The organism is Paenibacillus sp. NPDC058174, assembly GCF_042883865.1.
In the GTDB taxonomy this organism is placed as follows: domain Bacteria; phylum Bacillota; class Bacilli; order Paenibacillales; family Paenibacillaceae; genus Pristimantibacillus.
This window is the reverse complement of the sequence record NZ_JBHVUY010000004.1, coordinates 55,045-68,729: the sequence shown is the minus strand read 5'-3', so window position 1 is coordinate 68,729 and position 13,685 is coordinate 55,045. Positions and strand designations below refer to the sequence as shown.

Genomic DNA, 13,685 nt, shown 5'->3' with positions numbered 1-13,685 from the left:
TCAAAAACTCAAACTATTAAGCCACTGAGTCAATGCCGAAAGCGGCCCCATTCTAACTTCTTCTTCAACAGAAATCGCATCCTCGGGGTAGTCTGTTATGATACCATCGACACCCATACTGAAGAATCGTCCCATGCTGTCTGTGCTGTTCACAGTCCAGACATAAAGCGGCTTGTGATGCCGTTTGGCCGAAGCGATGACCGATTCCTTAACCATATATTCTTCCATCACGACAAAATCAGCGTTAATCTGCCCCATATCCGGGACACCAGCGAACATAATATACCCGACCTTAAGCTCAGGTGCCGCGGCTTTGACTTGCTGCACAATTTCATAATCCAGCGACTGCACAACACATTCTTGTTCAAAATGATTCTCGCGGACGATCCGGATAAAGGTATCCACCAGATTTTTTTCCATGCCATGTGTTTTGATTTCAATGTTGAGCTTGATTTTGCCTCTAGCCATATTCATTACTTCCGCCAGACTGCTGATTCGTCCTGTGAGGTCACCCTGCTTCACTTCCAGCTCCCGCAATTCATCCATGGTCAGGTCGTACACCTGTGCATGGGTACCTGTCAGACGCTTCAAACTGGTATCATGTATGACGGCAAGGTCACCGTCCTTCGTTTCTAATATGTCGATTTCCGCAAAATCCGCCTTCGCCTCAATAGCACCCTGTATGGCTTCAACCGTATTCTCCGGCCCCTTAGAAACGTATCCCCGATGGGCCATAATCTCGACCTTATTATCCGCTATCTGCACTTCATTAAAGGCAGGCAGCAGAGCAAGCGCCGCTGCAAGAACGGTAATGGAGCCCAGAACGATAATCTTCCTTTTATGCTTATGCAGCAGTCCTTTCCCCGTGAAAAGATCTTTCAAGCCTCTGGACTCCGGAAGCTGCAGCACAGCATGGCTCGGGTCCGCTTTCACCATGTAAAGCCGAGTAATCGCGGCCATATAAAGCGGCATAGAAAATAATGTGGCCAGATAGAAGGATAGTAAGGCACTCTTCAAAGCTACGATCCGTACAACGCCAGCAAATACCGTCTGCCGCTCCCATAGCGTGTATAGAAGACCAACAGCTCCCACAATAACGACAGCCAGCAAAAGGACAACGAGCAAATACAACAGCAACACCGACAACATGACGACTGATATGCGGATATGTCTTTTTTTGAGAAGTGCCGCACTTTTTCTCGCCGCCTTCCGAAAGCCCTTCACCCCTTCGATCACCACAAAATGAAGCAAGAAGGTCCAGCGAACATTAAAGAACAAAATAACCCCCAATGCGCCGATTAGCAGCAGCGTTCCTTTTCCTGTTTTCACCAGCTCGCCCGTAATAAAATTCGGAATGTCCAGGGAAGGCAGCAGCGAAGAGCCAAGTCCTGCACCAAGCGGAAGAAACAACAGCAGATACGCTGCCATCCCGAGAAAGCCATATTTGAACAGGGACGGAAGATAGGAAAGCGACTGTAAAAAAGCCGAAACCAGCCCGATCCGCTGCCTTTTGTGACCGTAATATGACAAGATAATTAGAACCGAGAATTCTATAAAAATGAGCAAGGTGGCGGTAGGAATCAGAATCAGCATGCATAATAGGCCATACTTGCTCATCGCAAATTGCAGCAGCTCGTAGTTGGTAGCTCCGGCAAACCCGCCTAAGCGGAGAAAGCCGCGAAATATCGAGGAAATAGCCGGAATAAATATAAATAACGTCAGCGTCTTATACAGAAGCTCGAATATTAGAATTTCCCGGTATGAAAAAGTAAGAATCCGAAAAATATCGGTAATCTGCTTATGTATGGGAACCTTTGAAGCCTTGTTCGTCATTGGACACCTGCTTATTAAAGAATTATCCATGAACCAGCAGAATACAAACTGGCAGGTCGAATTATTCTTTATTTTAGCAAAAGATCAAAGAACATTGTAATATCAACTGTTTACAACGAAAATCAAACCTATGCCGATAAAGAGACATAATGGGGAATACAATAATGTGTCCCATTTGGCAAACGAGGTTTCTTTCTGTTTCTTAAAGAAGCCAATCCAGCGAAAATCTCCAACGGTTCGCAGGAGGAATACGCCTGATAGCATCCAGCCTCCATATCGAAACAACCACTCGGGGAATATCAGCCTTTCCATGACTTCTCCAAGCTCTATCACAAACAAACCCGCTAAAGCCAATGCCCCCGCTACTACGCTTGTGGCTATTTTCGTCGGTTGAAACTTTATGTTTGAACCATCACTTGGAATCGCCGCCAGAAGCCCTCTGCGCCCGCCTGCCACCCAGTACAGATGAATTCCGCTCAATACAAACAGAATGCTGCCTATAATCCCAGCGATAACACCCGCCATCATATCACCCCTTATATCCCCAATAATTGCGATCGCAGCATGCTAATATGAAGATTTAGTTCCTCAGCTTCAACTTGACTCTGTTTGAATCGTTCATACCATCCCAAATAATAATGATATAAAATATGAGATTTTTGCTCGGCAGCTACGGAATCCATTCCAGCTTTTCTAAACAGTGCCGCAGCATAGCTCATTCTCGTTTGCTCTATCATCTCGAGCATGGAATGAAAGGCAGGAGCCTCCTCACTCAGCTTTCTTAAATAAAACAAAAAATCGCCTTTTCGTGTCACAGAGAACATCTGAATCAGCATTTTCGTAATTTGATCCTCAGCCTTCTCAGGCTCGGATGAGTTAAGGATAACTTGTTGTGTCGATAATTCGACCCACCGTTCTATCATCTGTGCTATAAACTCATTCCGGTTTTTGAAATACCAATAGAAGCTGCTCTTACTGCAGCCTAGCTCTGTCGCCATTTTTTCAATGACTAAGCCCTTTACTCCGCTTTCTGCAAATTGCCGCATCCCTAGTTCAATCCATTGAAGTTCCGTTACAATAACTTTCGGAATCCTGCTCGCCCCTTTTCTGTACGATATCGTCTAGAAAGAGTTTAGTCTACTTATTGGAACGTTGCAATATCTATACGTTAGCGTCCATAAAATCTTTCCCTTTCTTTTTCCACACAAAAAAGCCAGCCTCCTGCGGCTGGCTTTGATGTTCCTGCTTATTGCTTATTATATAGTTGCTTATCCAGCTCTCTGAACCGCTCGTTGTGAGAAGAAACATAAGCCATTCCGGGCGCTTCCGGATATTCGTCAACTCATATATGATAGCTTTCTGCCTATTGGTAATTTCTATCTTTTGTCCTTTAAGCAGATTCACAGAATCGCTCCTAGGTATATATTCCAATTCCAAATTACAAGACAGTAGCTATACCAGATTTGAGCGAGAAGCGATTGAACTATTGTATTTTAATCAAAGTAAATTTTGGAGGTGCCCATGCTTCTGGAAAATCAGCTTTAATCGTCTGTAATAATAGTGAAGTCAGATTAAAACTAGGCTTAACTTCTACTAATATAGATTCTGACCAGATAGCGATGATCGTCACTTCACTGGAATTAATAATTGACTTCCAGATCTTAACGAGAAGATCGTGAATACTCGCATAGGTTAACTCTGAATACGTAATGGGGTATAATCTTCTTCCCATAAGACTCTTTCCTTCTAATAGTAAACGATTAGCCAAAGTTCCCTTATGATCTTTAGTTCCAGAATTTACTGTCTTTAAATATTTAGCTTTAGAAAGATACCCTGAACCTTTAACACCGCTTTGGTACTCGTCTTGGTATTCCTTTGACTCCAAGAGATTTGCCCACATATACATAGATAAATCTTCAAACCTGCAAAGTTGTATATTTCTGCCTTGAAGATCCATTATAGAGGTTAAGGTTTCAGTATCTATTCTAAGTTTGTTAGATACTCTAGAGATAGCGTTTATTGGAGTGGCTTCAAAATAAAAATCAGGAAAATGGCCTTTACTTAAAACTTCTAACTTTTCAATTTTAGACTCCACAGATCTATAGTTGTTACAAAGCTGATAAAGCTCTGGATTTATTTTCTCTATTATTTTTGAAACTTGAGAAATTCTTTGTACATTGATCCCTTTGGAGATCGCATACATCTTTAAATCATAGGTAGAAAAACCTTCTTTGGCCCCTCCTATGATTTCGTTAATTTTATTCAGGTATCTTTTCCTTAGACTCTCGGTGAGGAAATAGAAGCTCTGCATCCGCATCTCTGACAATTTTATCGGCGTGAACATCATCCTTCTAAACTCATCAAATACGATTTTCAAATCAGCTCCCAAACCAAAGTTAGGGTCCAATTGCAATTTTCTTATTGGTATGTCATCAGGATAAAATTCGCTTTCTCCGAGGCTATCTATATGAGTCATATGGCAGCTCCCCTTTGTTTCACATCACTCAATATCCAATAAATTCCTATTAAGGATTCACCATTACTAGTAAATAATCCTCCCTATAGATGACTGAAAAAGAAAACTCCACAACCTCATGCGGTCGTGGAGTTATATGGTGGAGACGAGCAAGCTCGAACCCCTGTCCGAACACAACTTAACACAGGCTCTATAAAACTTTCGATCAGACGTCTGGAGAAGTTTTAGATTCTTCTAATTTTTTGCAGCTCGTCCAAGAGAGCAGGCCTATTCCGATAAGTGAGACACAACTGCTCAATGATTCTTTCCGCATGGTCTCCTCCGCCTGCCTTGATGAGGTGACGAATAATTCCACATACTTTACGGTACTCATTTCGATTCGAAGACTGGGCCGTTTGCTCCGATATAAACTGCGTAAACAATAGAAAAACTTCTTCTGCATGCTCACTGAGGAGATGAGGGTAGTAGTCTAATAAAGTCCGTTTGTACTTACCAACATACATCAGCAGTCTTAGCGTCTGTTTTTCTTCAACAAGAATTCGAGTGTATAAGGAAGAAATACTCCAACCGCCATCATTATTAAGTGCTAGTTCATCTAATAGTCCCTCGTAGCCAGCTTCCCATTCATCCCTGCTATATAATTGTTTTAATCGCAAGTAATAGCTATGCTCACCCGATAATAAAAATTCTTTTGCAAGTTCAATTTGTTGGTCCACTTGATGAGTAAGCTCATAAATTTCATAACGGTACTTTTTCCATTGATCAACAAGGCCCCTATAACCTTTACGCGTATCTTGTCGTTCTCCTTGCTCGATCAGCTCCAGCGCTTTGTCAAATTGGAGATTTTGGATTGCGCTCTCAATTGCCATTTTGCGAAAAGCCGTAATGTGGAGATGATCTTCTAAAAACAATAAGGCCTGACTGTCGCCTTCAAGCCTTTGAATGACTTGATATCGAAGCGCTGCTGCTTCCTCCGCAAAATAGGAACCGTATGAAGATTGGTTTCTCTCATGGCTCTCCAATTCTCCAATCAGCTTGCTCCACAAATCCTTTTCCGCTGCATTCGTTATTAAGCAAGCCGCGCTTTTCAGGAGAGACAACTGCCACTCATTCCAGCCCTCCAGGCTTTCATGAAGCACTTCTTTCAAGAGCAGTTGAAACAGAGCGGGGCGAGCCTTGGCGGAACCTTTTTCAAGCTGGCTAGCCGCAAGATGTATAATATGCAAGCATTCCTGGATTAAATCGCCCACATAGCCATTAGAATCATCACAAGACTGCAATAGATTCACCAATTCATGCAACACACAAAAGCTAATTTCAGCGGCACGAAGGTGACGGCCGTTTTCTAGCTGCTCCTCTGCCTTCTCCAATATTTGACTAGCACCCGCTATGGCGGAGTAAACATTACGATACGCAACAAAGCCATGACGATCCGAATATTGCTTAATCGAAGAACGAATGATTTTTTTATATTGATTTAACCCCTCTTTACTATCGGCATCTATGAATTTTAAAGAGAGTGCTTGCTTTACTTCCTCAATATCATCATAAAAATCAACGAGCATCGTGATCAGCTCATCCTTACTGAGCTTAGACAATTGGTCAGCGATATTCATTTTAGGAGCAGGCTTGTTTTTAGGGGAAGACTGCGTCTTTTCCTCACTGAAATATTCGTCTCTGATTTCCAAAAGCACAGCTGCTGCATGCTTGCATACAGGGCCTTTATCATAGGGACATTCACACCATATTTCATTGACTTCACCACGTGAATCAAGCTCAATCTCCACTTCGTAGAGCTCACTGCCCTCAACTTCAGCATGATAAACCCGCGGCTTAATTTCTTCTATAGAAAGGATATGGCCGTTTGCCCGATAGGCTTCCCCTCGCTCAAGAATTATGGGATCGATCCTATCCTCAATCTGTTTCAGCTTGATGCCAATCACCCTGCTTTCTTTGATTGTCTACCCCTATACTAACTAGCAGAACAAGAGTTGGGCAATGGCTATATTTTGAAATGAACCTCTGCAAAAATAGAAAAACTGCACCTCCAATTGCTAGACGCGTCTAACAATCGGGGTGCAGCTCACAACTTAGAAAGGAATGCTTTTTCATTTCGTCTGTAAATTAACGACTTCAGCTTTATCTTCTACCTCGACCTCGACAATCTCATTCTCCCTATAATAGTCCTGCAATTCATCCTGGACGCTCTGCTCGGCTAACGGCACCTTGTCACGGTAAGCGGCCCGAGTGATCACATGGGCGGCTACTGGAGCTGTCAAAAATACGAAGAAGATACCCAAAATAAGGCGGATGCTGAAGAAACCGTCTGATATGATGAAATACAGCAAAGTTCCAAGCAAAGCGCACAGTACACCAAGCGTAGAGCTTTTAGAGGCTGCATGAGATCTGGTGTACACATCGGGCAGCCGTACAATCCCGATTGCGCTGATCAAGCTGAAAATAGCTCCGATGAGAATGAGGACGGCTCCGACTACTTCACCTATTTCATCGCTTGCGTTCAATAACAACACCTCTTTCAATAAATCTGGCAAAGGCAACCGTTCCGATAAATGAAAGGATCCCGATCAGCAAGATGAGGTCAAAAAAGGCATGCGTGTGCAACAGCACAGAGAATACGGCAGTACTGGCAATCAAATTAATACCGATGGAATCCAGCGCTTGAACGCGGTCTGCACTGGATGGCCCTTTAATAATCCGATACAAATTGGCTAGTATGGCCAGCGTTAGGATACATAAGGCAATGACCAGCACCGTCTTGAATATCATTTTCTCGTCACATCCTTTATCGCTTTTTCAAAGACAGATTTAGATTTCAGTACAGAGTCCATGGATTCGGGCATGTTCAGACCGTGAATATACAGCACCTTTGAATCCGGGCTTACCTCCATAATGACTGAACCTGGCGTTAAGCAAATTAGTAAGGATAGAAGCGTAACCTCGAGATCTCCCTCCAAATCGGTCTCGACCTTGAAAATTCCCGGTTTCACATCGATTTTAGGACGGAGTACGTGCTTCATAACCATCATTGCAGAAATATTCAGCTCATGAATAAACAGAATGAACAGCTTGCCGACTGCGATTAGCGTAAACAGATAAAACGGTTTTTTAAAGAACCGACGGATGCACATGAGAATAAACAGACCAACAAGGTAACCGCTGATAAAGTTTAATATGCTCATTTCCTCTTGCAGAAACATCCACAAGTAGGCGATGAATATGTTGAGTAGCACCTGAACGGGCATGGTTGTTCCCCCCTTTATTCAAACACGGCTTGAATATATAAGCTTGGATTCAACAATTGTTCCGCAGCTTGGTCTACGTAACCCGTAATCGCCTCAGCGCCGATTCCCATAGCAACACTAGCCACCGTCAACAGAGCGATCGGAAACAACAAGCCTTTCGTCGTTCCCTTCTCCTCATCTTCATTCAGAATCGTTTCGCCCCAGAAAGCGTTCATAAACAATTTGATCATCGAATACAGGATAAACAAGCTGGCCAGCAACCCGATTCCTCCAAGCCAATAATAACCGGACTCAAAAACGCCTTGCGTCGTAAATACTTTACCAAGGAAGCCGCTTAACGGCGGAATCCCAACCATAGACAATGCTGCAACGAAGAACATCCAGCCTAATTGGGGGTGAAGACGAATCAAGCCGCTGATTTTCCGCAAATCGCTTGTACCCGTCAGATGAACAATCGTTCCCCCGATCATAAATATAAGCGCCTTAATCAGAATGTCGTGAAGTAAATAATAAATGGAGCCCGCTATGCCAGTCGTTGTAAAAGAAACCAGGCCAGCCATTATAAAGCCCACACTTATAATCACATTGTAGGTTAAAATTTTTCGCAGATCCCAGAACCCGATCGCTCCCAATCCGCCTAAGATCATCGTAATGGCGGCTAGTATGCCGATAAACAGATGCGTGATCTGCGGTTCATGGTAAAAGATGAGCGTAAACATTCTGAAAATCGCGTAAATCCCTACCTTAGTGAGCAGCGCAGCAAAAATGGCAGCGATTGCTGTTGGCGGCACGCTATAAGATCCTGGAAGCCAGAAGAAGAGCAGCAAGCCCGCCTTCATGGCGAACACGATCAAGAATAATAAGGCGACGGTCGTAATTAACCCGTCCTGACCAATCTCTGCGATCCGCATCGATAAATGAGCGAGGTTCAATGTACCCGTCATCGAATACAAATAGGCAATGCCGATCAAGAAGAATGCCGAAGCAATAATGTTTGTGAAAATATACTTCAGCGACTCACGAAGCTGCCTCTGTGTCCCCCCCAATGTGATAAGCACATAGGAAGCAACGAGAAACAATTCGAAAAAGACATATAAATTGAACAAATCCCCGGTCAAGAACGAACCATTGACACCCGTAATCAAAAACAAAAATAGAGGATAGAAATACAGCTTTTCTTGTTTGCGGCCAATCGATGAAAAGGCGTAGATTAAGCAGCCTACTGCGACAATTGAAGTAGCCAAGAGCAGCAAGGCGCTAAACATGTCACCCACAAAGCTAATGCCGTAAGGCGCTTCCCAGCCGCCCAGCTGTATCGACTGAATACCGCCTTCTTTGATCCAATTCATCAATAGAACGGCAATGACACCAGTGGCTAACAAGGCAGCCAGGCTAAGAATCCGCTGAAGCATTATATTTTTCTGGAATATAATAAGCACCATACCCGTCAGCAAAGGAATGATAACCGGTGCGATCAACAAATTATTCATTCTCATTTCCCCTTAATTGCTCCATGTCATCCGTCCCGAAGCTTTTATAGGAACGGTAACTTAGAACGAGTACTACTGCTGTCACGGCAAAATTAATGACGATCGCAGTTAATATCAAGGCTTGAGGAATCGCGTCCGCAAAGCCTGCGGCCTTCTCTCCCAGCAGCGGGGCGCTTCCCCGCTTCAGCCCGCCGGAATTAATGATCAGCAAATTGACGGAATGACCCATAATTGACGCTCCAAGCACAATCCGCAGCAGCTGCTTCGACAGAATCAAATAGGTTCCAATGGATACTAGAATACCAACGAGTATGACCATTAATGTCTCCATATTAACGATCCTCACTTATGCTTAGAATAATATTGACTGCGGTGCCTATGACAGCGAGAGCAACTCCAGTATCGAAAATTAGAGCAGATGCGAGCTCGGTTTTTCCGAAGATCGGCAAATTATAATAGCCGAAGGACTGTGTTAAAAAAGGTTTGCCGAAGATGACGCCCGCCATTCCAGTGCCGATCGCAATCAGCACGCCAATCGCCGCAAGCTTTTTGAAGTCCACCCGGATATTTTCCCTGACCTTATCCACTCCGAAAGAAAGATAAAGCAGGACAATCGCCGATGACATGCTGAGTCCCCCAATGAATCCCCCGCCCGGATGATGATGACCGTTCATAAACAAATAGATCGAAAAGGTCAATATGATCACGGCAGCTACCCGGGTTACGCTTTTCAATATCACATCATTCGTTTTCATGTTGTTCCCTCCCTTTGGAACGCTGATGAACCAGTATATAGACACCTAGCCCTGCAACAGCCAATACGGATATTTCCAGCATCGTATCGAAGCCGCGGAAGTCCACTAATATCGCGTTGACAATATTTTTGGCGCCCGCCAGCTTGTAGGAATTTTCGAAAAACGAGGTAATCGGCTCAAACAATTTATGTCCGTTGGCGGACAATGCGAGCAGCGTCACTGTTAACCCCATCGCGATCGATATGATCAGGTTCGTCAGCTTGAAAGGAATGCGTTCGATCCCTTTCTTCAGCTTCGGCAGATGGTAGAAGCACAGCAGGAACAACAGCGTACTCACGGTCTCCACCACCATTTGCGTCAAGGCAAGGTCTGGAGCTCTGAAGATTACGAAGAACATTGCAACCATATAGCCTAACGCACCGAGTGCAACGATAGCCACGATCCGATTGCCGGCAAGTAAGACCGTACCAGCGGCAATTACCATCCCGAGCACAAGTCCGACATCAAAGATGCTAATGGCTGCATCATTGGAGAAATCGAACCGGAAACCATAGAGCAGCAGAAGCGAACTTATCAAGACAATAACAAAGAATGCAAACGTGTAGAGCAGATAATGTCTCAACGAGCCTGTCATATACCGATTGGTTAGAGATGCCGAGAGCCTCTCTGTACCGGATAAGCCCTGATTGTACCAATGATTCAACGTTAATCCTTGCGGGTAATTACGCATTGCCTGGATCCATCGCTTCGATGATTTGAAGAGCAGGAAACCGATAACAATGACACCGATTGTCATGATAAGTTCTATATTGAGCCCATGCCATGGGCTGATTTTCAGATCGTATGGAGATGGCGTCATCGCTGGCAAAATCGCCGTTAATGCCGGGGTAAGTATATACTTGCCCAATACATTCGGGAAGAAGAAAATGAGTATAACGAGCACTGCCAAAATAGCTGGTGAAATCAGCATTCCCCAAGGCGCTTCGTGCACTTTTCGGGTCAATTTTTCAGGACGATATTGTCCGCCAAAGGTTTTGAATATAAAAATCATGCAATAGACAAAAGTAAATATGCTGGCTACCCAAGCAATGATCGGGAACAGGATACCAATGCTGCCTAAACCGAAAATTCCGGCTTTGGACACATCATTCACCGCTGCAAAGAACATTTCCTTGCTCAAAAATCCGTTAAACGGCGGCAGTCCCGCCATAGATAAACCGCCAATTAAAGCGATCGTAAATGTAATCGGCATAACTTGCATCAAACCGCCTAAATAGCGGATATCCCGCCGCCCTGTCTCATGGTCAAGAATACCGACAACCATAAACAAGCTGCCTTTAAAGGTCGAGTGATTAAACAGATGGAACAAGGCAGCAAAGGCAGCTACCGTAAAGACCGTGCCGCTCTCGCCAGGTCCAAAGTAGACGGCCAAAGAGCCGACGCCCAGCAAGCACATGATTAATCCCAATTGGCTAATTGTAGAATAAGCTAACATTGCCTTTAGATCGGTCTGTCTTAGCGCCGTCAGGGAACCATAAAGCAGCGTAATGATACCAATCCCGGCCACAAGCCAGAACCACACCGAGCTGCCTCCAAAGATTGGAGTCATACGCGCCACTACATAAATACCCGCCTTGACCATTGTAGCCGAGTGCAGGTAGCTGCTAACCGGAGTTGGAGCCTCCATCGCGTCCGGCAGCCAGATACCAAATGGAAATTGCGCCGATTTCGTAAATGCTCCCAGCAGAATGCACAGCATCGCAGGAATAAACAATACATGGCTTTGCAGAACTTCCAGGTTCGCAATCATTTCACGAATGCTGTACGTATCCGCCATCATGATCATCATAATAAACCCGGCTAACATGCCGAATCCGCCAAGCACCGTAATCAATAGCGCCTTGAGGGCACCTTGGCGAGAGCTCTTCCGCTCGTACCAATAGGAGATTAACAAGAAGGAAGAAACGCTGGTCAACTCCCAGAATCCATACAGGACTAAGAGGTTATCGGAGAAGACTACCCCCAGCATAGCGCCCATGAACATAAGCAAGTAAATATAGAAGTTATGGAGCGCCTCTCGGGCTTTAGACATATAAAATATAGAATACACAATGACCAAGCTGCCGACACCGCTGATGAGGAGACCGAACAACAGACTGAGGCCATCCACATAGGAGACAATATTCAAATCAAGGGACGGAATCCAAGGCAACGGGTATTTGTAGGTGTCACCAGCCGACACACTAGGTATATACTGTAACAAAAAGATAAAAATAGATAAGGGTACAAGTAAAACGAACCAGCCCGTATGAACGATGCGATTGAAATACTTATATAGGAAGGGAACAACTATTGCACTGATCAACGGGAGAAAAATAAAGGTATAGAACGTAATCAAGCGTACTCCTCCTTATTCACGACTTCTGTTTCCGTATCTACAGGTTGACTCTTCTCGCAACATCAACTATAGTCTTACATAGTTTATGGAGTCCTAATACAAACATTGAGGTGAGATTTTTAAAGTGATTAACGTATATAATGAGAGCATTCTTGTTTGCGTTTATTATGGTCCCAATAGTGAAAGACTAATCAAACGTGGCTGTGCAATCGCTAATATAATGAAAGCTCCGCTGTATATATTGACCATTGACCCAAAACCATTCGATGAACTGGATGCTGAGAAGTTATTTTATATCGAACAATGGAAAGAATATGCCCATTCTAACGCTACGGCTCAATTTATTATGAAGGATAATGAAAGCCGCCCTGTCTCTAAAGTCATTGCAGAAGTAGCTAGGGATAACAACATTACACAGATCATTCTTGGCCAGACAGCGCACAGCCGATGGGAGCAAATTACGAAGGGATCCATCATTAATACTTTGGTGCGCGAGATCCCCTTTGTTGATCTGCATATCGTTTCCGTTGCCCGTTATATTCGGGATGAAGAAGGCAATTATCAAAAGGGAATTCGTGCCTATTTGGTCAAAGACGGTAAACAATATCAGCTAAGCTTCAGTCACGGAAAAGATACAGAATATGAAGGCATTTTCTTCAAAGAAGTGGATACCGATTTCGATAACGGGATTTTCCGTTTTATGAAAGATGCTTCAACTTTACATGTTCTCGTAATTGACGGGGTTGTTACTGAACTAACAAATGTAGATATCAATACAGCTTTGGGTCTGGACGACTCTTTAAATAAATAAAAGTAGCCTTCTCCGCATATTTCAAGCGGAGATTTTTTTTGTTATTTTCAAAACACAGATCATTTATAAATTAACATCCACTTTAATGACCCGCTTCTCGGTCTTGTCAATTCCCAGATACTTTAGCGTCTCTGCCGTGGAATGATGATGCAAGATCGATTTTAAGATGGAGATGGCAACTCCTCTGTAGTACGCATGGTAGCCAAAAGTCTTCCGAAGCGTATGGGTGCCGATTTTCTCCGATATGCCTACCTCCCTTGCCGAGTGGTTAATAATCCGGTACGCCTGCTGACGGGTGATAGGACGACAATCCTTTTTGGATTTAAACAAATAATCCTCAGGCTTCCAATCTTCACTTGATAAATACTCGTTTAGTATCTCCGCGATCTTATGGTTTAAGTAATAGGCCTTTTCCTCTCCTGTCTTTTCATCCTTAATATAAAGGAACTGCTTGGCATTCTGGCCATCCCAAACGTCCTGTACAGTAAGACTGAGCAAATCAAGAAGACTAATCCCGGTGTTAATGCCCAATACAAAAAGCAGCAGATCCCTTACGGAGTGTTTTCTCAACTCCTCTTTCATCGCTTCTATGGTTTTGACGTCCCGAATTGGATTAACAAATTGCACAGAGAATCCCTCCGAATAATGTTACTTAATTT

The 13,685-nt window shown here is 43.9% G+C and carries 15 protein-coding genes and 1 pseudogene; 1 reads left to right on the top strand and 15 read right to left on the bottom strand.

Annotation, left to right across the window (positions count from 1 at the left end):
* The 14 genes and pseudogenes from ACFVVF_RS19605 to ACFVVF_RS19540 form a co-directional block, all read right to left on the bottom strand.
* Positions 1–1,833 (bottom strand): glycerophosphoryl diester phosphodiesterase membrane domain-containing protein, encoded by a 1,833-nt coding sequence (locus tag ACFVVF_RS19605; protein WP_387813322.1) that lies wholly within the window; start codon positions 1,831–1,833, stop codon positions 1–3.
* A gap of 102 nt (positions 1,834–1,935) precedes the next feature.
* Positions 1,936–2,361, bottom strand: coding sequence for a DUF3995 domain-containing protein (locus ACFVVF_RS19600; RefSeq protein ID WP_387813319.1), 426 nt, complete (start codon positions 2,359–2,361; stop codon positions 1,936–1,938).
* 8 nt (positions 2,362–2,369) lie between these two features.
* A complete protein-coding gene (locus tag ACFVVF_RS19595) occupies positions 2,370–2,669 on the bottom strand; it encodes a hypothetical protein (RefSeq protein ID WP_387814316.1) in 300 nt (99 codons plus the stop codon).
* Positions 2,670–2,768: 99 nt separating this feature from the next.
* Positions 2,769–2,879 (bottom strand): annotated as a pseudogene (locus ACFVVF_RS19590) (TetR/AcrR family transcriptional regulator); the annotation flags it as partial.
* A gap of 115 nt (positions 2,880–2,994) precedes the next feature.
* The gene (locus tag ACFVVF_RS19585) at positions 2,995–3,237 is read right to left on the bottom strand and encodes a hypothetical protein (RefSeq protein WP_387813316.1); all 243 of its coding nucleotides are present in this window, start codon (positions 3,235–3,237) and stop codon (positions 2,995–2,997) included.
* 79 nt (positions 3,238–3,316) lie between these two features.
* Positions 3,317–4,309, bottom strand: coding sequence for a hypothetical protein (locus ACFVVF_RS19580; protein WP_387813313.1), 993 nt, complete (start codon positions 4,307–4,309; stop codon positions 3,317–3,319).
* 224 nt (positions 4,310–4,533) lie between these two features.
* Entirely contained in the window at positions 4,534–6,252 is a 1,719-nt protein-coding gene (locus ACFVVF_RS19575; RefSeq protein WP_387813310.1) for an SWIM zinc finger family protein, read from the bottom strand.
* A 165-nt stretch (positions 6,253–6,417) separates the two neighbouring features.
* Positions 6,418–6,831, bottom strand: coding sequence for a Na+/H+ antiporter subunit G (locus ACFVVF_RS19570; RefSeq protein WP_387813307.1), 414 nt, complete (start codon positions 6,829–6,831; stop codon positions 6,418–6,420).
* Entirely contained in the window at positions 6,815–7,096 is a 282-nt protein-coding gene (locus tag ACFVVF_RS19565) for a Na(+)/H(+) antiporter subunit F1 (RefSeq protein ID WP_042168760.1), read from the bottom strand. Before ACFVVF_RS19565 ends, ACFVVF_RS19570 begins: the two co-directional genes overlap by 17 nt.
* A complete protein-coding gene (locus tag ACFVVF_RS19560; RefSeq protein WP_387813304.1) occupies positions 7,093–7,572 on the bottom strand; it encodes a Na+/H+ antiporter subunit E in 480 nt (159 codons plus the stop codon). Before ACFVVF_RS19560 ends, ACFVVF_RS19565 begins: the two co-directional genes overlap by 4 nt.
* A 14-nt stretch (positions 7,573–7,586) precedes the next feature.
* Positions 7,587–9,062, bottom strand: coding sequence for a Na+/H+ antiporter subunit D (locus tag ACFVVF_RS19555; protein ID WP_387813301.1), 1,476 nt, complete (start codon positions 9,060–9,062; stop codon positions 7,587–7,589).
* Positions 9,055–9,393: a Na(+)/H(+) antiporter subunit C gene (locus ACFVVF_RS19550; RefSeq protein ID WP_387813298.1), complete on the bottom strand. Its 339-nt coding sequence runs from the start codon at positions 9,391–9,393 to the stop codon at positions 9,055–9,057. The genes ACFVVF_RS19555 and ACFVVF_RS19550 overlap by 8 nt, the downstream gene beginning before the upstream one ends.
* Before the next feature lies 1 nt (position 9,394).
* Positions 9,395–9,817, bottom strand: a complete 423-nt coding sequence (locus ACFVVF_RS19545) for a Na(+)/H(+) antiporter subunit B (protein ID WP_387813295.1) — start codon at positions 9,815–9,817, stop codon at positions 9,395–9,397.
* Entirely contained in the window at positions 9,804–12,215 is a 2,412-nt protein-coding gene (locus tag ACFVVF_RS19540; protein WP_387813293.1) for a Na+/H+ antiporter subunit A, read from the bottom strand. Before ACFVVF_RS19540 ends, ACFVVF_RS19545 begins: the two co-directional genes overlap by 14 nt.
* Before the next feature lie 124 nt (positions 12,216–12,339).
* Here ACFVVF_RS19540 and ACFVVF_RS19535 point away from each other — a divergent pair, with 124 nt between their 5' ends.
* Complete coding sequence (locus ACFVVF_RS19535; protein ID WP_387813291.1) at positions 12,340–13,026, top strand: universal stress protein; 687 nt, start codon at positions 12,340–12,342, stop codon at positions 13,024–13,026.
* A gap of 63 nt (positions 13,027–13,089) precedes the next feature.
* On the opposite strand, the gene ACFVVF_RS19530 is transcribed toward ACFVVF_RS19535, so the two are convergent.
* A complete protein-coding gene (locus ACFVVF_RS19530) occupies positions 13,090–13,653 on the bottom strand; it encodes a tyrosine-type recombinase/integrase (protein ID WP_387813288.1) in 564 nt (187 codons plus the stop codon).
* Between the last annotated feature and the right edge of the window lie 32 nt (positions 13,654–13,685).